Origin of the sequence: Ostreiculturibacter nitratireducens, assembly GCF_032670585.1 — a bacterium.
Classification (GTDB): domain Bacteria; phylum Pseudomonadota; class Alphaproteobacteria; order Rhodobacterales; family Rhodobacteraceae; genus Ostreiculturibacter; species Ostreiculturibacter nitratireducens.
Genome location: NZ_JAVQHL010000001.1, coordinates 133161 through 157649, shown reverse-complemented (window position 1 = coordinate 157649; position 24489 = coordinate 133161). Strand labels below are relative to the sequence as shown.

The 24489-nt window shown below is 65.5% G+C and carries 22 protein-coding genes; 15 read left to right on the top strand and 7 right to left on the bottom strand.

Going from position 1 to position 24489, the window contains the following annotated elements:
• Nucleotides 1-166: 166 nt before the first annotated feature.
• Nucleotides 167-1807, bottom strand: a complete 1641-nt coding sequence (locus tag ABCN56_RS00760) for an alpha-glucosidase (protein WP_343078868.1) — start codon at nucleotides 1805-1807, stop codon at nucleotides 167-169.
• A gap of 592 nt (nucleotides 1808-2399) precedes the next feature.
• Here ABCN56_RS00760 and ABCN56_RS00755 point away from each other — a divergent pair.
• From ABCN56_RS00755 to ABCN56_RS00715, 9 genes are all read left to right on the top strand, one after another.
• Nucleotides 2400-3731, top strand: a complete 1332-nt coding sequence (locus ABCN56_RS00755; RefSeq protein ID WP_343078867.1) for a GH1 family beta-glucosidase — start codon at nucleotides 2400-2402, stop codon at nucleotides 3729-3731.
• 15 nt (nucleotides 3732-3746) lie between these two features.
• Complete coding sequence (locus ABCN56_RS00750; protein WP_343078866.1) at nucleotides 3747-4724, top strand: glucokinase; 978 nt, start codon at nucleotides 3747-3749, stop codon at nucleotides 4722-4724.
• A 135-nt stretch (nucleotides 4725-4859) separates the two neighbouring features.
• Nucleotides 4860-5138, top strand: a complete 279-nt coding sequence (locus tag ABCN56_RS00745) for an STAS domain-containing protein (protein WP_343078865.1) — start codon at nucleotides 4860-4862, stop codon at nucleotides 5136-5138.
• Nucleotides 5135-5500 carry a response regulator gene (locus ABCN56_RS00740; RefSeq protein ID WP_343078864.1) on the top strand — a complete coding sequence of 122 codons (366 nt, stop codon included), beginning with the start codon at nucleotides 5135-5137 and terminating at the stop codon, nucleotides 5498-5500. Before ABCN56_RS00745 ends, ABCN56_RS00740 begins: the two co-directional genes overlap by 4 nt.
• An 11-nt stretch (nucleotides 5501-5511) precedes the next feature.
• A complete protein-coding gene (locus tag ABCN56_RS00735; RefSeq protein ID WP_343078863.1) occupies nucleotides 5512-7635 on the top strand; it encodes a chemotaxis protein CheA in 2124 nt (707 codons plus the stop codon).
• Nucleotides 7636-7639: 4 nt separating this feature from the next.
• A complete protein-coding gene (locus tag ABCN56_RS00730; protein ID WP_343078862.1) occupies nucleotides 7640-8107 on the top strand; it encodes a chemotaxis protein CheW in 468 nt (155 codons plus the stop codon).
• 50 nt (nucleotides 8108-8157) lie between these two features.
• On the top strand, nucleotides 8158-8958 hold the full coding sequence (locus ABCN56_RS00725) for a CheR family methyltransferase (RefSeq protein ID WP_343078861.1): 801 nt from the start codon (nucleotides 8158-8160) through the stop codon (nucleotides 8956-8958).
• 14 nt (nucleotides 8959-8972) lie between these two features.
• Nucleotides 8973-9359: a response regulator gene (locus ABCN56_RS00720; RefSeq protein ID WP_343078860.1), complete on the top strand. Its 387-nt coding sequence runs from the start codon at nucleotides 8973-8975 to the stop codon at nucleotides 9357-9359.
• A 62-nt stretch (nucleotides 9360-9421) separates the two neighbouring features.
• A complete protein-coding gene (locus ABCN56_RS00715; protein WP_343078859.1) occupies nucleotides 9422-9751 on the top strand; it encodes a hypothetical protein in 330 nt (109 codons plus the stop codon).
• A gap of 315 nt (nucleotides 9752-10066) precedes the next feature.
• Here the strand turns inward: ABCN56_RS00715 and ABCN56_RS00710 are convergent, their stop codons facing one another.
• From ABCN56_RS00710 to ABCN56_RS00695, 4 genes are all read right to left on the bottom strand, one after another.
• Nucleotides 10067-10597 carry a chemotaxis protein CheD gene (locus tag ABCN56_RS00710; protein ID WP_343078858.1) on the bottom strand — a complete coding sequence of 177 codons (531 nt, stop codon included), beginning with the start codon at nucleotides 10595-10597 and terminating at the stop codon, nucleotides 10067-10069.
• Nucleotides 10594-11643 (bottom strand): protein-glutamate methylesterase/protein-glutamine glutaminase, encoded by a 1050-nt coding sequence (locus ABCN56_RS00705; protein WP_343078857.1) that lies wholly within the window; start codon nucleotides 11641-11643, stop codon nucleotides 10594-10596. The genes ABCN56_RS00710 and ABCN56_RS00705 overlap by 4 nt, the downstream gene beginning before the upstream one ends.
• Before the next feature lie 60 nt (nucleotides 11644-11703).
• On the bottom strand, nucleotides 11704-14775 hold the full coding sequence (locus ABCN56_RS00700; protein ID WP_343078856.1) for a methyl-accepting chemotaxis protein: 3072 nt from the start codon (nucleotides 14773-14775) through the stop codon (nucleotides 11704-11706).
• 122 nt (nucleotides 14776-14897) lie between these two features.
• Nucleotides 14898-15383: an autoinducer binding domain-containing protein gene (locus tag ABCN56_RS00695; protein ID WP_343078855.1), complete on the bottom strand. Its 486-nt coding sequence runs from the start codon at nucleotides 15381-15383 to the stop codon at nucleotides 14898-14900.
• Nucleotides 15384-15509: 126 nt separating this feature from the next.
• Between ABCN56_RS00695 and ABCN56_RS00690 the strand changes: the two genes are divergently transcribed.
• Nucleotides 15510-16118, top strand: a complete 609-nt coding sequence (locus tag ABCN56_RS00690; RefSeq protein ID WP_343078854.1) for an autoinducer binding domain-containing protein — start codon at nucleotides 15510-15512, stop codon at nucleotides 16116-16118.
• 147 nt (nucleotides 16119-16265) lie between these two features.
• Nucleotides 16266-16874 carry an acyl-homoserine-lactone synthase gene (locus tag ABCN56_RS00685; RefSeq protein ID WP_343078853.1) on the top strand — a complete coding sequence of 203 codons (609 nt, stop codon included), beginning with the start codon at nucleotides 16266-16268 and terminating at the stop codon, nucleotides 16872-16874.
• A gap of 89 nt (nucleotides 16875-16963) precedes the next feature.
• Here the strand turns inward: ABCN56_RS00685 and ABCN56_RS00680 are convergent, their stop codons facing one another.
• Together ABCN56_RS00680 and ABCN56_RS00675 are read right to left on the bottom strand one after the other, a co-directional pair.
• Nucleotides 16964-17668 carry a histidine utilization transcriptional repressor HutC gene (locus tag ABCN56_RS00680; protein WP_343078852.1) on the bottom strand — a complete coding sequence of 235 codons (705 nt, stop codon included), beginning with the start codon at nucleotides 17666-17668 and terminating at the stop codon, nucleotides 16964-16966.
• Between the two features lie 22 nt (nucleotides 17669-17690).
• Entirely contained in the window at nucleotides 17691-19082 is a 1392-nt protein-coding gene (locus tag ABCN56_RS00675) for a formimidoylglutamate deiminase (RefSeq protein ID WP_343078851.1), read from the bottom strand.
• Between the two features lie 177 nt (nucleotides 19083-19259).
• Here ABCN56_RS00675 and hutI point away from each other — a divergent pair, with 177 nt between their 5' ends.
• From hutI to hutU, 4 genes are read left to right on the top strand one after another with little or no spacing between them, the layout of a single operon-like run.
• Entirely contained in the window at nucleotides 19260-20426 is a 1167-nt protein-coding gene (gene hutI, locus ABCN56_RS00670) for an imidazolonepropionase (protein WP_343080082.1), read from the top strand.
• Nucleotides 20420-21955 carry a histidine ammonia-lyase gene (gene hutH, locus ABCN56_RS00665; protein ID WP_343078850.1) on the top strand — a complete coding sequence of 512 codons (1536 nt, stop codon included), beginning with the start codon at nucleotides 20420-20422 and terminating at the stop codon, nucleotides 21953-21955. The genes hutI and hutH overlap by 7 nt, the downstream gene beginning before the upstream one ends.
• Nucleotides 21952-22746, top strand: coding sequence for an N-formylglutamate deformylase (gene hutG, locus ABCN56_RS00660; protein ID WP_343078849.1), 795 nt, complete (start codon nucleotides 21952-21954; stop codon nucleotides 22744-22746). The genes hutH and hutG overlap by 4 nt, the downstream gene beginning before the upstream one ends.
• Nucleotides 22747-22748: 2 nt before the next feature.
• Nucleotides 22749-24431 carry a urocanate hydratase gene (gene hutU, locus ABCN56_RS00655; RefSeq protein ID WP_343078848.1) on the top strand — a complete coding sequence of 561 codons (1683 nt, stop codon included), beginning with the start codon at nucleotides 22749-22751 and terminating at the stop codon, nucleotides 24429-24431.
• The last annotated feature ends 58 nt before the right edge of the window (nucleotides 24432-24489 follow it).

Below are 24489 nucleotides of genomic sequence, written 5' to 3'. Positions count from 1 at the left end.
ACGGGCCGCGACAGGAAGCCCCTCTGCCTGCCCACTAGGTTTGGCGAACGGAGTATTTTTCCTATTCAGCGCTAGGTTTGCGGAAAGAACACGAAATATGCGGACTTCCCCGCGTCGTTGCGCCGCACGGACCGATCATCTCCGCAAACGCCCCTGCCAGCCGACCTCATCCTTCCAGCGCAAGCATCAGGCAGGGCTGCCAGGGCCCCAGATGCAGCTTCCCGTCGCCCGCAGGCCCGGTCGACCCGAGTTCCGCGCCTGTCACCTTCCACCGCCCCTCCGGCGCGGCAACCGTGGCCGGCTCGCCGCTCAGGTTCACTGCGACGAATATGCGAGAACCCTCGAACTCTCGCTCGAACCTGACCACGGGACCATCAGCGCGCATGCCCGTCATGGTCCCCTTCGCCAGCGCATCCTGCGCATGCCGAAAGGCGATCGCCTTGCGGTAATGGTGCAGGAGCGCTCCGGGGTCGGCCTCCTCGGCGGAGACCGCAAGGCGCAGATGTTCCGTCGGCACCGGAAGCCAGGGCTTAGCCGAGGAGAAGCCGCCATTCTGGTTGTCGGCCATCCAGACCATAGGGGTGCGGCAACCGTCGCGCCCCTTGAACTCGGGCCAGAACTCGATGCCGTAAGGGTCCTGAAGGTCTTCGAAGGCGATCTCGGCCTCCGGCAGGCCAAGCTCCTCTCCCTGATAAAGGCAGACCGAACCGCGAAGACACATGAGGAGCGTCGTGTAAGCCTTTGCTGCCGACCGGGAAAGACCCCAGCGCGTGACGTGGCGCACGACGTCGTGGTTGGAATAGGCCCAGCACGGCCAGGCATCGGGCGCCGTCGCCTTGAGCCGCGTGAAGACCTCGACCACGTCCGACGCCGCGACCGGATGGGGCTGCAGAAGCTCGAAGGCGTAGCACATCTGCACCTTGTCCCCGCCGGAGGTATACTCCGCCATTATCTCGAGTCCACGCTGCGCATCGCCGACCTCACCCACGGCTGCGGCGTTGTACGGCTCCAGGACGGCCCTGAACTTCTTAAGAAAATCAAGGTTTTCAGACTGGTTCTTCGAGTGGATGTGCTCCTGCCAGTTATAGGGATTGACCGCAGGCGCGATCGTGTCGTTGCGCTTCTCTGGCGGTAGCGCAGGATTGTCGCGCAACTTCTTGTCCGCGAAGTAGAAATTGATCGTGTCCAAGCGGAACCCGTCCACCCCCCGATCCAGCCAGAAGCGGACGACATCCAGAAGCGCTTCCTGCACATCCGGATTGTGGAAGTTGAGATCGGGCTGGGAGACGAGGAAGTTGTGCAGGTAATATTGCATCCGCCTCCCGTCCCACTGCCAAGCGGAACCGCCGAAGATCGAAAGCCAGTTGTTGGGCGGCGTTCCATCGGGCTTCGGGTCAGCCCAGACAAACCAGTCTGCCTTCGGATTGTCCCGGTTCGCCCGGCTTTCCCGGAACCACGGGTGCTGGTCGGACGTGTGTGAGAGCACGAGGTCGATCATGACCTTCAGGCCGAGCGTATGCGCCGTCGCGATGACCTGGTCGAAATCGCCGAGCGTCCCGAAGATCGGATCGACGTCGCAGTAGTCGCTGACGTCGTAGCCGAAGTCCTTCATCGGAGAGGTGAAGAACGGGCTGATCCAGATCGCGTCCGCGCCGAGTGAGGCGATATGCGGCAACCGTTCGACGATGCCGAGCAGGTCACCTACCCCGTCGCCGTTCGAATCCTGATAGCTGCGCGGGTAGATCTGATAGATGACGGCGCCGCGCCACCAGTCCTTGTCCTTCGCGATGATGTTCTTCGCCTTCATCCGAACCCCCAATGCGTAACCAGCCTGTGCGAATGCCCCGAGGACAGGCCCGGCACCCCCACTGCAATTCATCCCGGATGCGCTGGATCTCCGCCGCGACAGCTGCCGCATCCTTCCCGTCCGCACATTCCATCATGCCGGCCGGAAAGGCGCCAGCCCCGACGGCCCCAGCCCCGACGACCTCCGGCATCGGCATCTACGAAACGGGCGATCGCGGCGTTCAGCAGGACATGTACCAGCTTCCTTTCCTTCGGATCGGCGATGCGCCCGCCATCGCCCGCGAAGGACGGTATCGGGAAACAATGCAGGGAAGGGCTGAGCTTCTTCGACCATGTCCGTGCCGCTCCCCAATGCGCTCCACTTGCGGCCCAATTTCAGCCCCTTTTCAATGGTTAACGTCTTGATATCGGAAGCCCGGCAGGGACGCCGTTTGCGTTGACGCGGATTCCACCCGGGAATACTGATGAAGGCATTGAAAGCGCCCAGGAAACCTTGCGGCATGAATTTCGCGCAGACTTCGCAGACGGCCATTCCGGCACACAGGGCTGGCAGCCCTTCGCTGAACACTCAGGTTCCGCGCGGGGAGAGCTGAATGAAGACCGCCCGCAAGGACTTCCCCGAAGGATTCATCTTCGGCGCTGCGACCTCGGCCTACCAGATCGAAGGATCGGCCTTCGGCAGCGCGGGCAGCTGTCACTGGGACACTTTCGCCGCGACACCGGGCAACGTCGTCCGGGCTGAGGACGGGTCGCGCGCCTGCGATCATCATGGCCGCTGGCGCGAGGATCTCGACCTCCTGCGGGACGGAAATTTCGATGCGTACCGATTCTCGGTGAGCTGGGCACGTGTCCTTCCGGAAGGCCGCGGCACCCCAAATGCAGAGGGTATCGACTTCTATGATCGGCTCGTGGACGGGATGCTCGAGCGCGGGCTCAAGCCCTTCCTGACCCTCTACCACTGGGAGCTTCCTTCCGCTCTCGCCTTGCGGGGCGGCTGGATGAACCGCGACATCGCCGCTTGGTTCACGGACTACTCCCGCCTCGTGATGTCCCGCCTCGGCGACCGCGTCGCGGCGACCGCGACGATCAACGAACCCTGGTGTGTCGCCTGGCTGTCGCATTTTCTCGGGATACACGCGCCGGGCCTCCGCGATATCCGCGCCGCCGCCCATGCGATGCACAACGTCCTGCGCGCCCATGGCGAGGCGACGGCGGCGCTGCGCGCTGATGGTCACGGCAACCTCGGGATCGTCCTCAATTTCGACCACGCGGAGCCTGCCTCGCAGACCGCCGAAGACCGTGCCGCAGCCACCACGCAGGACGCGATCTTCAACCGCTGGTTCATCGAAGCCGTCACCCGTGGCACTTACCCGGAGGAAGCGCTGTCGGGCCTTGGCCCGCACATGCCGGGAGGCTGGGAAGCGGACATGGCGCGAATTTCCCAGCCCATCGACTGGCTCGGCGTCAACTATTACACGCGCCACTTCCATGCCGCCGACCCGGGCGCGCCCTGGCCCGCGACGCGCGAGATAACGGGCCCCCTCGCCAAGACCACGATGGGCTGGGAGATCTATCCGGAGGGCCTCAGGAACTTCCTCACCCGAATGGCGCGCGACCATGTGGGCGACCTGCCGCTCTACGTCACCGAGAATGGCATGAGCTGGGACGACAGGGTCGAGAACGGCGCGGTCGAGGATGCCGCGCGGATCGCCTACATCGACGGCCACCTTTCCGCCGTCCGCGAGGCCATCGGCGATGGCGCCAACGTGCGGGGCTTCTTCTACTGGTCGCTTCTCGACAATTTCGAGTGGTCTTTGGGATACGAAAAGCGCTTCGGCCTGGTGCATGTCGACTTCGACACCTTGAAGCGCACCCCAAAAGCCTCTTATCAAGCGTTGGCCCGCGCGCTCGCGCCACGGATCTAGAACGAAGGGCTCGTCATGACATATCCTCCGAACACCGTGACGCTCGTCGCCGACATTGGCGGCACGAATACCCGCGTCGCGCTGGCCCAGGAGGGTCGGATCATTGAATCGACGGTCCGCCGTTATCAGAACTCCGAATATCCGGGGCTCGAGGCGGTGCTGCGCGAATACATCGCGGCCGAGGGCAACGTCGATTGCGCCGCCGCCTGTGCCGCCGCGGCGGGACCGGTGCGCGACGGCGTCGCGCGCATGACGAACCTCGCCTGGACGATCGACACCAAGACGCTGGCGCGCGCAACGAAATCCGAACGGGTCGCGCTGCTCAATGATCTTCAGGCCCAGGGCCATGCACTCGGGCATCTGCCGAAGCGGGCGCTGATCGAGATCATCAAGGCGACCGGAGTGCCCCGCCCCGGCGCCACGCAACTCGTGATCGGCGTCGGCACCGGCTTCAACGCGGCGCCCGTGCACGAAACGCCGAACGGCAGGCTCGTGGCAGCCTCCGAATGCGGCCATGCCAGCCTGCCCATCCGCACGGAGGGCGATTTCCGCCTGCAGCATTTCGTGGAAAAGGCGCATGGCTTCGCCGGGATCGAAGACGTGCTGTCCGGGCGCGGCCTTGAACGCGTCTATTCCTGGGTCTCGTCGGAGGCAGGCCGCAGGATGGACCGGCGCGCATCCGAGATCATGACCTCGATCGAGATCGAGGATGACCCCCTCGCCACCGCAGCGGGCCGTATCTTCGTTCGGCTTCTCGGAACCGTCGCGGGCAATCTCGCGCTGGTGCACCTGCCGTTCGGGGGCGTCTACATGATCGGCGGCGTGGCCCGGGCATTCATGCCCTGGCTGGCCGAGTTCGGCTTCGTCGAGGGCTTCCGCGACAAGGGCCGGTTCTCGGGCTTCATGCAGAACTTCTCCGTCTATGTGATCGACGATGACTACGCAGCGCTGACCGGCTGCGCGGTCCATCTCCAGTCGCTGATGCGGACCTGATCGCACCGACTGAAATTCTTCCGAACCCGGTCGCCGTAAAACCAAATTTAACTCCCGCCTCCTAAGTCTGGTCCCGATCGGACCAGGAGGGAGACAGGAGAACATGCTTCGGAACGGCATCGCGCACGGCCTCCGATGACGGCGGCGTTGACGCTTTCTCCACGCCTCGACACGCCTGCGGCGCGCCCGCTCGCACAGGCGATCCTCGCGCGCCGAGGAAGGGGCCTCACGATAGACGCGGGGCCTGTCACCCATCTCGGCGGGCTCTGCCTTCAGGTGCTCGCCTCTGCCGCACGGACCTGGCGGGAAGACGGCCACGCCCTCGCGCTTTCACCAAGGTCAGTGGAATTCGATGCGGCCCTGGCCGTCTTCGGCCTCTCCCCGGCCTCGCTTCAATCGGAGACCGACGCATGAGCCTGAACATCCTTGCGGTCGACGACAGCCGCACGATCCGAGACATGCTGAAACTCGCGTTGACAGAGGTGGGGTATACGCTTCACCTGGCTGAAGACGGCATTCACGGGCTAGAAGTCCTGGCAGGCATCAGCCCCGACGCAATCATCTCCGACATCAACATGCCCCGGCTCGACGGTTTCGGTTTCATCGAGGCGGTGCGCGGCCAGGAAAAGCACCGCGCGACGCCGATCCTCGTGCTGACGACCGAAAGCGCGCCGGATCTCAAGGCCCGCGCCCGGGCCGCCGGCGCAACGGGGTGGATCGTCAAGCCCTTCGACCCGCCGAAACTCATAAAGGCCCTTCGGATGGTCGCCGGCTAGGGAGAACGGTGATGGCGCAATCCCATGATCCGATGGCAGAGATCCGCGCCTCGTTTTTCGTCGAATGCGAGGAGCTGCTCGAAAGCCTTCAGGACGCGCTTTCCGCTATGGCCGACGGTGGACATGACCAAGAGACGATCAACGTCGTCTTTCGCGCCATCCACTCAATCAAGGGGGGCGCAGGGGCCTTTGGCCTGTCGGCCCTGGTGGCCTTTGCCCACCGCTTTGAAACCGTGATGGACGATGTCCGGTCAGGAAGGACGGAGGTCAAACCCGAGGCCATACGGCTTTTCTTCCAGGCTGCTGATTTCCTTCAGGACCACGTCCGCGCAGCCCGCGAAGGGGCGGCAGAGCCGGAAGGCGCCGAGGAGGCACTTCGCGCCCTCGAGGCGCTCACCGGCCGGTCTTCGCCCGATGAAGATGCCGAGGAATTCGTAGACTTCCAGCCGATGCCAATCAGCCTCGACTACGTACCGCCGACAGCTTGCCTCGCTCAGGCGCGGCTGGTCGGGTTTCGACCGACAACCGCGCTCTACGCCTCTGGCAATGAACCCTTCCTCCTGCTCCGCGCACTGTCAGACCTCGGAGCGGCATCAGTCACATGCGATCTCGCGGGGTTGCCAGCCCTCGACGCGCTCGCCCCCGAGCAGAGCTACCTTGAATGGGAGGTGCGCCTGCCTGAAGAAACGCGTGAGACCGAGATCCGCGAGGTCTTCGATTTCGTCGAAGATGTCTGCGAGCTGAAGATCGGGCGCCTGAACGGCGTCGAGGATTCTGCGCCGCGTGTACCGACTGCGAGGCCGTCCGAGCAGGAAGCCTTGTCCGCGCCGATCCCGCTGACGGCGGACCCGCTTCAACCAGCGCCCGCGTCACCCATGGAGACCGTCGTCGGGCGAAGTCTGGCCACGCCCCCACATCAGGAGGCGGCCGCGACCGTGCGTGTCGACCTGAACCGGATCGACCGGCTGGTGAACCTCGTCGGCGAACTCGTGATATACCAGGCCATGCTCGCGCAGAGCGGGGCCAAAGCGGGGCTTCCACCGAATTCGGCGGTTATGACTGGCCTTGAAGCCTTCATGATGCTCACGCGCGACATCCAGGACAGCGTGATGATGATCCGGGCGCAGCCCGTCAAACCCCTGTTCCAGCGCATGGCAAGGATTGTGCGCGAAGCCTCGGGAGCGGTTGGAAAGGAAGTGCGCCTGAAGACGGAGGGCGAGGCGACGGAAATCGACAAGACCGTAATCGAGCGGCTCGCCGACCCGCTGACGCACATGATCCGAAACGCTGTCGACCACGGACTTGAAAAGCCCGCCAAGCGGATTGGGGCGGGCAAGCCGGCCGAGGGTGTGATCACCCTTTCCGCCCAGCACCGATCGGGCCGCGTGGTGATCGAGGTCAGGGACGACGGCGCCGGAATCAACCGGCCGAAGGTGCGGGAAATCGCGGTCGCGAAGGGGCTCATCCCGCCAGACATGCAACTGACCGACGCCGAGATCGATAACCTCCTGTTCCTGCCGGGCTTCTCCACCGCCAGCCAGATATCCAACCTTTCCGGGCGCGGTGTTGGGATGGACGTGGTAAAAACCGCCATCACCGCTCTCGGCGGCCGCATCGGCATCTCTTCCGTCCCCGGCGCCGGCACGACCTTCAGCATGTCGCTGCCGCTGACGCTGGCCGTTCTGGACGGCATGATCGTTACCGTTGCCGGCGAAACGCTCGTCGTTCCGCTCTCCTCGATCGTGGAGACGGCCAGCCTCTCGATGAAGGACATACGCGCCCTCGGGCCTGAGACCAACGTGATCGAAATCCGGGGCGGTCTCGTTTCTCTCTACGACCTCGGCGCGGAATTGGGCTACCGTCCCCCGAAGGAGAGCTATGATGGTGGCATCGTGCTCCTCACGGCGCTGGAAGACGGCAGCCGTGCCGCGCTCGTGGTGGATGCGATCCACGAACAGCGGCAGGTGGTCATCAAGGGGCTGGCGCAAGCCTACGGCCACATCCCGGGCATTTCAGCGGCGACGATCCTCGGCGATGGTCAGATCGCCCTGATCCTGGATCCACCCGATCTCGTGCAAACCGCATCCGGGCGCACACGCGCACCGGAACCAAACCGACTGGCCCTTGCAGGATGATACGATGACACCCGATCATAACGCGCAGTCGACCGCAGAAGTCGAACTCCTGTCCTTCCGGCTCGGCGAGCAGGAATACAGCGTGGACATCATGTCCGTACGCGAGATCCGAAGCTGGACCCGTGCGACCCCCCTTCCCCACGCACCGGCTCACATCCGCGGCGTCATCAACCTGCGCGGTACAGTCCTTCCCGTTGTCGACCTCTCCACCCGATTGGGCATGCCCCCCGTGGCCGGCGACGCCCGCAACGTCATCATCGTCGTGCAGGTTTCGAACCAGACCGCGGGGCTCCTCGTCGATGCGGTCTCCGATATCCTCGCCCTGCCCCGAAATGTGCTTCAGCCGCCCCCGGACCTGGCCGCCGATGCTGCGCGCAGCTTCGTTCAGGCCCTGACGATCATCGAGGGGCGAATGATCCGGGTGCTCGATCTGAGGGCTGTGCTGCCGTTCAAGAAATCGGAGGCCGCGTGACTTCCCTCGTCGGACCACATTCCGTGGCGCCGGCGCCCGGCGCGCAGGAGATGGCTGCGATCGCGGCCATAGCACATGCCGAAGCAGGGATCGTGATCGCGCCGGGAAAGACAAGCATGGTCCAGTCCCGCCTCGCAAAACGGCTCCGCGCATTGAGCCTTCAGGATTACGCAAGCTACATCGCGCTGGTCGAGAGCGCCGAAGGCGCAGAGGAACGGCGCCGAATGATCTCGTCGCTCACGACCAACGTCTCACACTTCTTCCGAGAGGCGCACCACTTCGAACTCTTGAGGGAAAAGACCCTCCCGCCTCTCATAAGCCGCCTTCGCAGAGGGGGTCGCGCTCGGATCTGGTCCGCGGGCTGCTCCACGGGACAGGAGGCCTACTCGATCGCGATGACCATGCTCGACATGGCACCCGACGTGGCCACGCAGGATTTCCGAATTCTCGCGACCGACATCGATCCTGTCGTAATCGTGACTGGCAGGACCGCGGTCTTCGAATCCACGGCCTGCGAAACGATCCCACCGAACCTGCGTCAGAAATTCCTGGAGCCCGTGCCGGGAGGAATGCGTATCGCCGCCGCGGCACGAAGGCTTGTCAGCTTTCGGGAACTCAACCTCCACGGCGCCTGGCCGATGAAGGGCCGCTTCGACGCGATCTTCTGCCGAAACGTGGTGATCTACTTCGACGCGCAATCGCAACGGAAACTCTGGCCGCGGTTCGCCGCGGCGCTGTTGCCCGACGGGTGGCTCTTCGTCGGCCATTCCGAACGTGTACCGACGGTGCCGGCAATGGGCTTCGAAACAGTCGGGATTACCACGTATCGCCTGGCCACCGCGAAAACCTGACGAGGAAATGAAGAATGGCACTCAGGGATCAGCTACGGGTCATGGTTGTGGACGACATGTCCACCAGCCGGGGCCTCATCACGCAGGCCCTCGATACGATGGGCATACGACAGGTCAGCTATGCGAGCGATGGACCCGGCGCATTGGAGGCTCTCGGAAATGCGCCGGTGCATCTCGTTCTTTCGGACTACAACATGCCGGGCATGGACGGGCTGCATCTTCTCCACGCGCTTCGCAGCGACGCACGCACGAAGGGCGTGGGCTTCATTCTCATAACGGGTCGCGCTGACAGGGACATCATCGAAAACGGAAGACGTCTCGGGATGAACAACTTCATCAAGAAGCCCTTCGCGCCGCAGGAACTCAAGGCCTGCATCGAAGCCGTCGTGGGGCGCCTGTGAACGTGACCTCGCAGGCCCCGCCCAAGATCACGTCGGAATCGCCCAACTTGCCCTTGGCCGCGTTGGCTGGCCGCATAGGCAACGAACTTGAAGTGCTCGCCCGCATCTCCGCCGAGGTCCAGACCGCTCTCTCACTCTGCCGCTTCGCCGAGCATACGGATCCCGAGGCGATCCGTGGGCTCCAGGGCATCGACAGGATCACGCAGTCTCTCGAAGACCTCGGAAGGCTGATGGCGGCGCTGTCGGGGGAGATACCGTACGGCATCCATCTGCGCGCCTTGCCGATCTTGTCGCGGCTGAGGTTGCAGGAGCTGGCTCAGAACCTCGATCCGACCATGCCAAGATCGTGGGCCGAGATCACCACTCCGAGGGGCGAGATAGACTGGTTCTGACGACCAAAGAATTTCCAATCAAGCATGCTGGCCAATGGCCGGCCCTTGAGCCCCCCTTGCACGGCCCTTGCGCGATGCCAGAGCGACTGCGAAGTCGCCCAGGCAACATGCCACACCCCCTCCACACGCGGCTTCTCCGAACTGTCCCGAAAGGGCCGATCAAGCGCACGTCCGCCCCACGGATGCGATGCCGAGACGACCTCGTGTTGCGGGCCGCGCTTGAGAGTTGAATTTGCTCACATTCTGGCAGAGGACACAGCCCCGGTTGGGGTTTGGCCGTCGGCAGGCCCATCGTGGTCGACGCGACAAACACTGTCAGAAGAGTTCGACTCCGTTACCCTCACTCCGTTCCGGCGGCTCTTCCACGATCCCGGTCCGACCCAGGAGCCTTTGTCTTGCGCGTCCGTCGCCTGGCCAGAACATGATCCTCCTTGCCAGAGCACCCCCAAGGCTATGCGCCACGCAGGGGATGTCCTCGCAGCGGAGGAAGTCGAGGACGAAGTTTGCGTTCCGTGTCCCGATATCGCTCAGGCCGGCAATCATCCTTGCGCCGCCGAAGACCTTCGCCTGCAGGCGGGAGCGCACCGCGCCCTCCTTGATCAGAGCGTTGATCAGAAGCTCCATCGCATTGACTCCGAAGCTCGCCGGATGCAGGCCATCAACGCAGCAATCCGGCAGCAGGAAATGGTTCATACCGCCAACGCGCGCGCCCGGATCGTGCAGACACGTCGCGACACATGACCCGAGAATGGTCGTGATTGCCTGGCCGTCCGGCGCACCGACGGCGAACTCTCCCTGCGCGATATGGCGGGGACGGAGCCCCGCGCGAGAGTCCGTCAGGATCATTGGCTGCCCATTCCAGCGCAACGTGTCCGATCTGCCCCTGTCAGGCGCAGGATCTCTTGCGTGATCGATGGCAGGGGAACCGCCATCTCCGCACCACCCAGTTCCAGAGCGGCGCGCGGCATGCCGAAAATGACGGACGTTGATTCATCCTGCGCTATGCAGCGCGCGCCGGCACGCCTTAGCGTCGCCATGCCTTCCGCCCCATCACGCCCCATCCCGGTCAGAACTACCGCGACGGTTCGCATGGCCAGCGGCAGGGCACTTTCAAAAAGGACATCGACCGAGGGGCGATGCCCGCTGCGCTTGTCACCACCGGCCAATCGGCAGCACGGTGGATAGCCGGGCGCGACAACCAGATGCGTCTCGCCCCCCGACGCCAGATAGACCTTCCCGGGGAGAAGCGGCGCGCCATCGGATGCGAGCCGGACACGTGGCGCGATGTGCTGATCCAGACGACGGGCGAAGCTTGCAAGGAAGCCGGGCGGCATGTGCTGTGTGATCAGCGTCGGAGGGCAGTTTTCCGGGAACCCTCCCAGAACCGTCTCGAGGGCCTCGACCCCTCCGGTCGAGGCCCCGATCAGCACGATCCGGCCATTCCATTCGAAATCACCGGGACAAACCACATGCGGCGGCCTCCTGACCATCGAATGCAGACGCGCCCCTGCCGCACCAATCAGGACGTCGGCGATGTCTTCCAGGAACTTACCTGGCCGATCGGGCGCCGGCTTCCCGAGGCATTCCACCGCCCCGAGAGACAGCGCCTCGATCGCCGCAGCGCTGCCTCGATGTGTTTCGGTCGAGATCATGACGACCGGCAACGGACGCAACCGCATCAGGCGCGCAAGGAACTCCAACCCATTCATTCGCGGCATCTCGACATCAAGTGTCACGACATCGGGCGAGAGGGCCTTGATCTTTTCGCGTGCTTCGTACGGGTCCGCTGCCTCGCCCACGACCTCGATCCGGCAGTCGGCGTCGAGGCGGGCGCGGATCAGCCGGCGAAGCGTTGCAGAATCATCGATTATCAGAACGCGCGTCTTCTTCATTGCATCACCTGCACCTGCGACTGGTCCGAAACGCAAAGAGCCGCAGCCATCTCCTCCCGTTCAGAAATCCTCCCAGTCATCCGCCGCAGCGTCCGACGCCGGTGCCAGCGCGGTATTTCCGACCGAGCGCAAGGCCGCCTTAACGGGTGCGTCTCCGCGCGACGGGAACGTCTCCGAGCTCACGACAGTTGCGCCTGCGACCTGGAACCGGGCCGTCGTCTCGCTCAGCGCCTCTGCCTCGCGCGTCAGCGAATGGCTGGCAGCGGTCGTCTCCTCGAACATCGCAGCGTTCTGCTGGGTCACTTGGTCGAGCTGGTTGACCGCGATGTTGATCTCTGCAAGGCCCGCCGACTGCTCCTGCGCGGATGAGGATATCTCGGACACGCGCGACGAGATGTCGGTGACGGACGTCACGATCTTTTTCAGTGCCGAGCCGGTCTGTCCGACGAGGTCCACGCCCCGTTTCACATGGCCGGAGGACGTGGAGATCAACGCGTTGATCTCCCGCGCCGCCTCCGAAGAGCGCTGCGCGAGAGCCCGAACCTCCGAGGCGACGACCGCGAAACCGCGGCCCGCTTCGCCAGCCCGGGCCGCTTCGACCCCGGCATTCAGAGCAAGGAGGTTGGTCTGGAAAGCGATATCGTCGATCACCGAAATGATCCTCGATATCTTTTCCGACGAGCTTTCGATTTCGCCCATCGCCGCGACGGCCTCGCGCACAACCTCGCCCGAGGCTTCCGCGGAGGCGCGCGCGTCGATCACGACGCGGTTGGCCTCGCTCGCACCGGCGGCGGCCGACTGGACCGAGGACGTGAGCTCGTCAAGTGCCGCGGCCGTCTGTTCCAATGTCGCCGCCTGTTTCTCGGTCCGCCGGCTGAGGTCGTCGGCGGCATTCGAGATTTCCACCGCCTCGCTACGGATCGAATTCGCGTTGTCGATGACAGCGCGGATCGCGTCCGACAGCCGCGCGACGGCAGCGTTGAAGTCGCTTCGGAGTTCCTCGTATTCGGTCGAGAACTCCAGATCGATCCTCGCCGTCAGATCGCCGTCCGACAGCCTGGAAAGCCCCACGCGCAGCGAATCCACGACCCGGGCCTGGGCCTCGGCCATTGCCTTGCGCTCCTCTTCCGCCATGCGCAATGCAAGCTGTGCCTCGGTCACGTTGACGCCCATGAGCACGACCTTCAGCACCTGCCCCGAACGGTCCCTCACCGGCGTGAAGCCGCCATCGAGCGCGGCCTCACCCCGGGCCTCGCAGTCAAGCCAGAACCGGCCGAAGACGGACTCACCGGTCATCAGCCGGTCCCAGACCACGCCCCGCTCCTTCGCGAGCCCGGCATCGTAACGAACGATCTGGTCATGCATCCTGTTCGCGAGGCCCTCGGCGGAAATGCCGACCATGTCGAGGAAATTGGTGTTGGCCCTCACGAAGCGGCCCCTGACGTCGAATTCGGCCATGCTCTGGTTGCGGTCCATGGCATCGAGGACCGCGCAGTTCATGCGCTGCTCGGTCACGTCGCGCCATTCGACGACGTAACCGACGAGCCCCTCCTCCTTCATCGTGACCGCGTTGATGTCGAGAGTGAGGCGCGCCTCATCCACCTTGATCTCGACATGGATCGGCAACTTCGACGGATCCCGCATCATGCCCCGGATGCTGTCCGGCTTCGTGTCGAAGAAATCCATCGACTGCCCCAGGATCTTGTCAGGATCGAAGGCGGGATCCATCCTGCGGAAACCATCGGCCCGCTCCTTGAGGAGCAGGCTCACCGCCGAATTCGCGTAGATTATCCTGAAATCGCGATCGACCATCATCAGGGATGCCGACGACCCTTCGAATGCCGCCCCGCGGAAGGCACCGTCCCGCGCAGCGACTTCCGCGTCCGCGAGGGCGTCCCGGAACTTCTCGAGCGTGGTGGCGATGTACCCGATCTCGTCGCCGCGCGCCGTGCCCGGGACGTCGGTCGCATAATCCTTGTCGGAGATGCGGCCCATAGCTGCACCCACGCGCACCATCGGACGGGCCAGGCTCCGCGCAAGGAGGAAGCCGATCAGGCCCACGAAGACCATGATGACGAGCACATCCCGGATGAGATCCCCCGCGAGCTCTGCCGCCGGTGCATAAAGTTCCGACAATGCCTGTTCGACGACGATGCCGAAGACCCGACCGTCAAGGACAACCTGCGTGGTCGCGGCAGCGACCGGATCTCCCGTAATCCCCACCGTCTCCGGGCTCATAGGCGCGCCCGCCAGCGCGGCGCGAGCAGCATCCGTGGCTGCCTCGCGGACGAGGATCGTGGGCTCTCCCGAAAGGCGCAGGTTCGACCGCATGACCATGTCCGGCCCGACGAGATAGGTTTCACCCGTGCGTCCGAGCCCGGTCGCGCGCTGCATGATCCCATCGATCTGCGCAACCGGGATCTGGACGGCGAGGACGCCCATGAGCCTGCCATCTTCGTGCACGACGCGCGTGGCAAGGAATGCCGCAGGCACATCCCCCGAGGGCGCGTACCGTTCGAAGTCGGCGAATTCCACGCGGTCCCTTTCGTTGGAGCCGATGGCATTGCGCACGATTCCGGCGAAGGCGGTGTCCTTCAGCGGCCCGGTGAGGAGGTTCGAACCGTAGTCGCCTTCCTTGAAAACCGAATAAAGGACGTTGCCTTCCGGATCGATCAGGAAGATGTCGTAGTAGCCGTACTTCTCGTAAATCGAAACGAAGGACTGGTTATAGATCTGGTGGACCTTGCTGTATTGCGAACCGTCGCCGGCGTCGTCGAGGAGATACCTTCTGCCTTCGGGGCTCGCGTTTCCGGTGACGTAAAGCCGCGCCACTGCCTCCGCGGGGTCACCCGGCAAGAGTTCCCATGATGTCTTGAACCCCGCTAGGGCGCGCCGCGTCGTCGCGCTTTCGGAGAAGACCAGAAGATCCGAGCCGAGTTTCTCGAACCAGGCCTGCAGGTCGGTTCTGCGCGTTTCGGCCAGCGTCTCGAGCCGCGCCGCGCCCTCTTGCCGAAGCGCGCTGCGCGCGTCCTTGTAGCTGGACAAGCCCGTAAGGACGAGCGTCGCGAGCGCCACCAGGATCATCAGGAGCGGCAGCTTCACCGCGATTTTCATGTTGTCGAAGAGGCGCATCAGGATCTCCACGAAGCGCGCAGGGCAACAGCCCTGCGCGATGGCGCTGCGGCGAGGGAATGCCCCCGCCTTCGCGGACCTTCGCGGCGATACCTGAAGATTCGTTTAAACCGAGCGGCGGATCAGCTGTGGGTCAGAAGGATCGACATGCGCCGCAACGTCTCGTGGGCATCCGGCGAAAGCCCCTCGATCAGCGCCGTTTCCGTGTGCAGCGCGCCGAGAAGCCCCGACAACCGCTCGATCTCGGTTTCCGAGAATTCCCTGTCACTCCGGGCGAAGCTTGCAACACTGCGCGACCCGCTTTCGTCAAGAGCCAGGGTCACCCCGTACTTGAGCCCCTGCTCGCGCGCCATGGCCATGACGCCATCGGGGTCCACGCTTTCGAGTTCGCTCCAGCGAACGTGGCCCACGTTCGCGAAACCCCAGCGGACTGTCGGATCCTTCAACACAAGTCCGTTGGCCGAGTAGTACTCGATCCACTCTTGTGGATAGGCCTGGAACAAGTATTTTGGTGCCGCGTAGCTGATATGCAGAGCGATAGCGAAGCCAGCCGGGCTTTGCGCCCCGAGTTCCCGCAGCAATCCGACGACAGTCTCGCTCTGATCCATGCGGATACCCGCCCACTCGCTTCCCGGTTGATGAGTGTCTACATTATTGCTTAACATCCGTCGCGAGACACTCTTGCTTAAAGTACAGGATCAAGGCGCACTTGTGCGGCGAAAGTACGGACGCGTATGAAAGATTCGATTGACAGTCTGGACTTCTCGCATCTCGCACCGGCCGGCTACTATATCGCGCTCCGTATCGGCTTTGCCTTCCCGATGGAAGAAGTGAATGCTCTGCCGCCGGCCTGGGTCGCCGAATACACGCGCGACGGGCTGATGCTGCACGATCCGGTCATGCGCTGGGTATACGCGAACGACGGTTCCTCGCGCTGGAGCGAGTTCACGATCGACGATCCCCGCGGCGTTCTTGGGCGGGCGGCGGAACATGGGCTGTGCTTCGGCGTTGCGATCAGTCACAGCGACGAGGACAGCGATGGCCAGCGCAGCTTCGGTTCCTTCGCCCGCAACGACCGGGAATTCAAGGTGGAGGAAATCCGCCTTCTCGAAACGCGGCTCTCGGCGCTACATGCCTCCCGGCTTCCGCCCGCGAACCTGACGCAGGCCGAACTGGAGGCGCTTCGGATGGTCAAGAACGGCCTCCTGATGAAGCAGATCGCGAACGAGCTCGGCGTTACCGAAGGCGCGGTGAAACAGCGGCTCAAGAATGCCAAGCTCAAGCTCAAGGCCAAGACCTCCACCCAGGCGGCGACGCTGGCCACCGGCTACGGCCTGATCTGACTCCCCATGGCGACGCCGTTTCGGGACGCCGCGAGCGCAGCCTGAAAAGCTAGAATTTTATACAATTTCCACGTGAAAGCGTAACCTTCGCGTTACCGAATTGGCGAGTCGGTGCTCTAATTAACTCTCCATTAAGGAGAGTCCATCATGGAAAACATCACCTTCGACTTGTCCGACCTTCACCGTCACGGGAGCGCCTTCTACGACTATCTGCGGCTGCGGAAGCACTTCTTCGTCGATACGCTGGGCTGGGACATCCCGCACAACGACAGTGTCGAGATGGACCAGTACGACAACCCTCTCGCGCATTACTCGCTTGTCCTGCGCGAGGGCAAGGTGATCGGCGGGGCGCGGACGATGCCGACGACGTCGAACTGGGGCCAGTATACCTACATGCTGCGCGATGCGGTGGCCGGGAAGCTCGTCGACATTCCCGATCGCGTGCTGAACGACCAGATCGAGACGCCCCTCGTCTGGGAGTGCACCCGGCTCGTGATTTCCGAAGACGTGCATTCGGCGGCCGACCGCAGCCTGTGCCTCACACTGATCGTGGACGGGCTCGTCCGGGTCGCGAACGCGCACGGGGCGACGGAGCTCATGTCGCTTTCGCCGCTGTCGCTCGAACGGGCGCTGCGTCAGCTGGGCTATGGCGCCCACCGAATCGGACAGCCTTACCACAATCCGGGTGATGGCCGGCGTTACGCGGTTCTCGCCATGCCCGCGCGCCGCGTGCTGCACGCCCACGCGGCGGAATGATGGTCTGACCCAAGGAACCGGCGGCGATCCCGTTCTCGAGCGGTGCCACCGCCGGGGCCATCAGAACCGCGCCAGCCAGAAGCCGGGTGTCAGATCTCGCTCTTCATGGAGTATCCCGGGGCATAGGATATCCGCACTTCCGTCACGGCATCCGATCCGTTCCAAGTCCTCCGGTCGAGCGTGAAGAGAGCCGCGCCCGGCGCGCAGCCAAGGACCTCCGCCTCCTCGGGCCCCGCTTCCCGCGCGGAGAATTCGAGGTCCCCGCGCGTGAACGGAGCGTTCCGCACCAGCCATTCGTTCGCGCTGACGGTCCGCAGATCGGCCGAAAGGATCCCGGGAACGGCTGCGACCGGGACAAGTCGATCCTCGTAGCAGTAAGGCGCGCCATCCCCGCGGTGCATGGCGCGGATTCGCAGGACCTCCGCCCCGGTCCGCAAACCCAGTCGCGCGGCCAGCGCCCCATCCACCGCCTCGCGGCGGCAGGACAGGAGTTCGTGGCTATAGGCCATGCCCCGCCCCTCGACCTCCAGCCGGATCACGGGGATCGCGAACGTGGCTTTCCGGACCGGCAAGGCGGCAACGCGCGTCCCCGCCTTCCTGCGGCGGTCGAGGTAGCCAGCATCGGCAAGTTCCCTCAGCGCCCGGTTCACGGTCGCCCGCGCGCAGCCATATTCCGTCGCCAACTCCGCCTCCGTCGGGATCATCGTGCCCGGCGGCCATTCACGCGCACGGATGCGCGCGAGCACATCCTCCTGGATCGCCTGCCAGCCTGTCGGCTCTCCCGCCGCGCTCATCGCACTCCTCCTTGACGCGGCATCACAACACCTCCCCCAGGCGTGCAAGTGTCGCACGGTAGCGCGACACGATCCCCTCCCGCCCACGGTGCCGGCCTTCCGAAACGACGTGCCGACCGGCCGACCAGACATCCGTCACAATCCCGCTGCCGCCAGCGAAGATGAAGCTGTCGATCACGGTGTCGCCGCGACGCCCTTCCATGTCCGGGTGGGCCGTATCCAGCGCCAGAAGATCCGCCCATTCGCCAACCGCGATCGAGCCGGCCCCGCGCCCGGCAGCCTGCGCCCCGCCCCGGGCCGCATCCTCGAAGATCCTCCGCCCGGTGGACCTGTCCGGCGTCGCCAGCGCCGCGCGCGATCGGTCCCGCAGCCGCTGAGAATATTCCAGCGTCCTGAATTCCTCGCAGAGCGAGATGCGGATGTTACTGTCCGATCCGATCCCGAACCGCCCGCCCGCACCAAGAAACCGCACCCCATCGAAGATCCCGTCGCCGAGAGAGCTTTCCGTGATCGGGCACAGCCCCGCAACCGCCCCCGTAGCGGCAAGCGCGAGCGTCTCTGGCGGCTCCATCTGCGTGCAATGGATCAGGCACCATTCGGGTCCGACATCGGCGTGGTCCAGCAACCATTCCACCGGCCGGGCGCCGTAGGCGGCAAGAACCTCCTCGACCTCGGCCACCTGCTCGGCCAGATGCATATGCACCGGCGCACCCGCGACGAGCGCCACGGCTGCCGCCAGCCCTCCCGGCGTCACGGCCCGCAGCGAATGCGGCGCGACCCCCAGCCTCGCATCGGCCGGGAGCGCCGCAAGCGCGGCCCCTGCCGCCTCGTGCAAGCGGGCAAAACGCTCCGGGTCATTTCCGAACCTGACCTGCCCCGGCGCGAGTTCGCGGCCGTCGCAGCCGCCCTGTTCGTAGAGTACGGGCAAGAGCGTGAGCCCGATTCCCGTCTCCGCCGCGGCCGCGACGATCCGTTCCGACATCTCCGCGATCCGGGCATATGGCGCTCCTCCCGGCTGATGATGGAGGTAGTGGAACTCCGTGTTGCAGGCGAAACCGGCCTCCAGCATCTCCATCTGAACGAAGGCCGCGATCGCCTCCACGTCCTCCGGCGTCAGCCTGTCGAGGAAACGGAACATGAGCCGCCGCCAGGTCCAGAACGTGTCTCTCGGATCGGGTCCGCGCCGCTCCGTCAGCCCTGCCATGGCGCGCTGGAAGGCGTGCGAATGCAGGTTCGCCGGAGCGGGCAGGATCACTCCGCGCCGCTCGGCTTCCGGGGCAGCGCCGGGGACCACTTCGGAGATCCGCCCCTCCGAATCGATCCCGATCGCAACGTCCTCTACCCAGCCATCCGCCGTCAGCGCCGCCCTGGCCCAGATACGCCTCGGTCCCGTCTGTTCGCGCACATTTCCCATTCCTGGCTCCGCCCTCACTCTGGCCCCAAGTATCCCCACCGGAGGTTTCCGCCCCCAAACGGAACGCCTCGCTCATGCGCTTGACGCCGATAATATGTCTATACATAATACCGGCATTCATCACGGGGGGAAAGAGGCTTGGCTGCCACCGTCTTCAGAAACGCGCAGCTCGCGACCATGACTGCCGGAGAGGCCTATGGCCTCGTCGACAAGGGTTCCGTCGCCTTCGATTCGACAGGCATCCAGTGGACCGGGCCTGATGCCGACCTCCCCGCGAAATTCGCACGGGCCGAAAGCCGAGACCTCGGCGGACGCCTCGTCACGCCCGGCCTCATCGACTGCCACACCCACCTCGTCCACGCCGGCAACCGCGCACGGGAGTTCGAGATGCGCCTTCAGGGTGCGAGCTACGCGGAGATCGCTCAGGCCGGCGGCGGCATCGTCTCGACCGTCGCGGCCACGCGCGCCGCGACCGAGGCGGAGCTTCTGGCTTCGGCCCTCCCCCGGCTCGACGCGATGCTGGCCGAGGGCGTCACGACGGTCGAGGTCAAATCGGGCTATGGCCTCGACATCCATACCGAACTCAGGATGCTGCGCACCGCCCGCGCGCTCGAGCGCGCCCGCCCGGTCGCCGTAAGGACCAGCTTCCTCGGCGCGCACGCCATTCCGGCCGAATTCAAGGGACGCGCGGACGCCTACCTTGACGAGGTCTGCATCCCCGCCCTCGAAGCCGCCCATGCCGAGCGCCTCGCGGATGCGGTGGACGGTTTCTGCGAGGGGATAGCCTTCTCCCCCGCACAGATCGCCCGCGTCTTCGAAGCCGCAAGGCGCCTCGGCCTGCCTGTGAAGCTTCACGCCGAACAGCTCTCGCACCTCGGCGGAACCGCGCTCGCCGCGCGGATGGGCGCGCTGTCTGCCGACCACGTCGAATACGCCACGCCCGAGGACGCCGCCGCGCTCGCGGCATCCGGCAGCGTCGCTGTCCTCCTCCCCGGCGCCTTCTACACGCTCCGAGAAAAGCAGGTGCCCCCGGTCGCCGCCTTCCGCGCCGCAGGCGTGCCGATGGCGGCTGCGACCGACATGAACCCCGGCTCCTCGCCGATGTGTTCTCCGCTTCTGGCGATGAACATGGCCGCGACCTTCTTCGGCCTCACGCCCGAAGAGGCGCTCGCCGGAATGACCATCCAGGCCGCCCGCGCGCTCGGGCTCGCCGACCGGGGCCGCATCGCCGCCGGCCTCCGCGCCGATCTGGCCGTGTGGGAGGCCGAACACCCGGCCGAACTCGCTTACCGCATCGGCTGCACGCCGCTGCACGCCCGTGTCTTCGGAGGCATTCCATGCTGACCCTCACCCCCGGCGCTGTCGGGCTGGCCGATCTCGAACGGCTCTGGCGCGAAGGGCTTCCCGCCCGCCTCGAACCGACCGCGCGCGCCGCCGTGGAGGCCGCCGCCCGGACCGTCGCGGAGGCCGCGCGGGGCGATACGGCCGTCTACGGCGTCAACACCGGGTTCGGCAAGCTCGCCTCGGTGAAGATCGCCGCCGCCGATACCGCGACCCTGCAACGCAACCTGATCCTGTCGCACTGCTGCGGCGTGGGCGACCCGCTCGACGTTCCCACGACCCGTCTGATGATCGCGCTCAAGATCGCTTCCCTCGGCCGAGGCGCCTCGGGCGTCCGCTGGGAGGTGATCGCGGCGCTCGAGGCACTCCTCTCGCAGGGGGTTACCCCGGTCGTTCCAGCGCAGGGGTCCGTCGGGGCATCGGGCGATCTCGCGCCGCTCGCGCACATGACCGCCGTCCTCCTCGGCGAGGGAGAGGCGGAGATCGCGCGCGAGATCATGCCCGGTGCCGAGGCTCTGGCCCAAGCCGGGATCGAGCCGATCACCCTCGGCCCGAAGGAGGGGCTCGCGCTCATCAACGGCACCCAGTTCTCGACCGCGCTCGCGCTCGCCGGGCTCTTCGACGCCTGGCGCAACGCCGCCGCCTCCGTCGTCACAGGCGCGCTTTCGACAGATGCAATCATGGGCTCGGACGCGCCGCTCCTTTCCGAAATCCACGCGCTGCGCGGCCATCGGGGCCAGATCGAGGTCGCCGCCGCCATGCGTGCACTCATGGAGCGAAGCGAGATCCGCGAAAGCCACCGCGAGGGCGACGCCCGCGTGCAGGACCCCTACTGCATCCGCTGCCAGCCGCAGGTCACCGGCGCGGCCATCGACCTTCTCGCCTTCGCCGCCCGCACGCTCGAGATCGAAGCGAACGCGGTCACGGACAATCCGCTGGTCCTTACCGACGGCCGGATCGTTTCCGGCGGCAATTTCCATGCCGAGCCCGTCGCCTTCGCCGCCGACCAGATCGCGCTCGCACTGGCGGAAATCGGAGCGATCGCGCAGCGCCGCGTGGCGCTGATGGTGGACCCGACGCTGTCGCACGACCTGCCACCCTTCCTCACGCCATCACCGGGCCTCAACTCCGGCCTGATGATCGCCGAAGTGACGACGGCGGCCTTGATGAGCGAGAACAAGCACCTCGCGACGCCCTGCTCGACGGACTCCACCCCGACCTCCGCCAACCAGGAGGACCATGTCAGCATGGCCGCCCACGCCGCGCGCCGGCTTCAGACCATGAACCGGAACCTCTCCGTGATCCTCGGGGTGGAGGCGATGGCCGCCGCGCAAGGCATCGATTTCCGCGCCCCTCTCGCCACTTCGCCGGCGCTGCGGAAGGTGGTCGCCCGCCTGCGGGAAGATATCCCGCCACTCGCTGAAGATCGCTACCTTGCCCCGGAACTCGCCCGCGCCGCCGAACTGATCGAGACGGGCGCCCTCGTCTCCGCCGCGGGCCTGTCGGGCTTCGTCACCGGAGCCGGCGAATGACGCCTGTCGAGATCACCCGCGGCGACAGCCCCGTCGTCCTCGGCCTGCCGCACACCGGCACCTGGCTGCCCGACGGCATCCGCGCGAAGCTGAACCCGCGCGGGAAAGAGCTTTCGGACACCGATTGGCACATCGAACGCCTCTACGACGGCCTTGTTCCCGGCGCGACGACCGTCCGCGCAACATTCCACCGCTACGTGATCGACGCGAACCGCGACCCCTCCGGCGCATCGCTCTATCCCGGCCAGAACACCACGAGCCTCGTGCCGCTGACCGACTTCGACGGCGAACCGATCTGGGCCGAGGAGCCGGACGCAGCCGAAACCGAGCGCCGCCGCGCGGCTTTCCACGCGCCCTACCATGCCGCCCTTCAGGCGGAACTCGACCGGGTCCGCGCCACCCACGGCGTCGCGATCCTGTGGGACTGCCACTCGATCAGATCCAATATTCCCTTCCTCTTCGAAGGCACCCTTCCCGACCTCAACATCGGCACGAACGGTGGCACGACCTGCGCCCCGATCCTTACAGCGACCGTCACTGAAGCCTGTGCCGTGGCGGGAACCTACTCACATGTCCTCGACGGCCGCTTCAAGGGGGGCTGGACGACCCGCCATTATGGCCGCCCGGTCGAGGGGTTCCACGCGATCCAGATGGAACTCGCGCAGTCGACCTACCTCGCCGCCGAGACCCCACCCTGGACCTATGACGAGGCAAAGGCCGAAAGGCTCCGCCCGCTCCTCGCAAGTATCCTGACGAAACTCGCCGAACTGGCCCCGACCCTCAGAGGCTGACCATGACCGATCCCCGCCACAACCTCCGCGACGTCTTTCCGCCGACGGGCACCGAAATCACGGCCAAAAGCTGGCTGACGGAGGCGCCGATGCGGATGCTGATGAACAACCTGCATCCGGACGTTGCCGAGAACCCGCACGAGCTTGTCGTCTACGGCGGCATCGGCCGAGCAGCCCGCACCTGGGAGGATTTCGACCGCATCGTCGCCGCGCTGAAGGACCTTGATGGCGACGAGACGCTGCTTGTCCAGTCCGGCAAGCCCGTGGGCATCTTCCGCACCCATGCCGACGCCCCCCGGGTGCTGATCGCGAACTCCAACCTGGTGCCACACTGGGCGACATGGGACCACTTCAACGAGCTCGACAAGAAGGGCCTCGCCATGTACGGCCAGATGACCGCCGGGTCCTGGATCTACATCGGCACGCAAGGGATCGTGCAGGGCACCTACGAGACCTTCGCCGAGGCCGGACGCCAGCATTACGACGGAAACCTCAAGGGTCGCTGGATCCTGACGGCCGGACTGGGCGGCATGGGCGGCGCGCAGCCCCTCGCTGCAGTCATGGCGGGCGCCTGCTGCCTTGCCATCGAATGCGACGAGACCCGGATCGATTTCCGCCTCCGCACCCGCTACCTCGACGAGAAGGTCCGCACGCTCGACGAGGCACTGGCCCTCATCGAGCGCTGGACGAAGGCGGGCGAGGCGAAGTCCGTGGGCCTCCTCGGCAACGCCGCGGAGATCGTGCCGGAACTCGCACGCCGGATGAAGAACGGCGGCATCCGCCCCGACATCGTGACCGACCAGACCTCGGCCCACGATCCCGTGCATGGCTATTGTCCGAAGGGCTGGACCGTCGCCGATTGGCGCGAGAAGCAGGTCACCGACCCAAAGGCCGTCGAAAAGGCCGCCCGTGCCTCGATCCGGGAACACGTCGCCGCGATGGTCGCCTTCCACGACGCGGGTGTCCCGACCGTCGACTACGGCAACAACATCCGGCAGGTGGCCCGCGAGGAGGGGTTGGAAAACGCCTTCGCCTTCCCCGGTTTCGTCCCGGCCTATATCCGACCGCTCTTCTGCAAGGGGATCGGCCCCTTCCGCTGGTGCGCGCTCTCGGGCGATCCCGAGGACATCTACCGCACGGACGAGGCGATGAAGCGGCTGTTCCCCGAGAACGAAAATCTCCACCGCTGGCTCGACATGGCACGCGACCGCATTGCCTTCCAGGGCCTTCCCGCGCGCATCTGCTGGATCGGCCTCGGCGATCGCCACAAGGCCGGGCTCATGTTCAACGAGATGGTTGCCTCGGGCGAACTCAAGGCCCCGATCGTCATCGGCCGCGACCACCTGGATTCCGGATCGGTGGCAAGCCCCAACCGCGAGACGGAGGCGATGAAGGACGGCTCCGACGCGGTTTCCGACTGGCCGCTGCTGAACGCGCTTCTCAACACGGCCTCGGGCGCGACCTGGGTCAGCCTGCACCACGGTGGCGGTGTGGGCATGGGTTTTTCCCAGCACGCCGGCATGGTGATCGTCGCCGACGGGACGCCTGAGGCCGGCAAGCGGCTCGAGCGCGTCCTCTGGAACGACCCGGCAACCGGCGTGATGCGCCACGCCGATGCGGGCTACGACATCGCCAGAGACTGCGCGCGGGAACACGGACTGAGGCTACCCGGCATCCTGGGCTGAGCCGGGCATAGCGACGCGCAATCGCCAACCGCCCGCAAATGCTACCTTTCCACCGGGC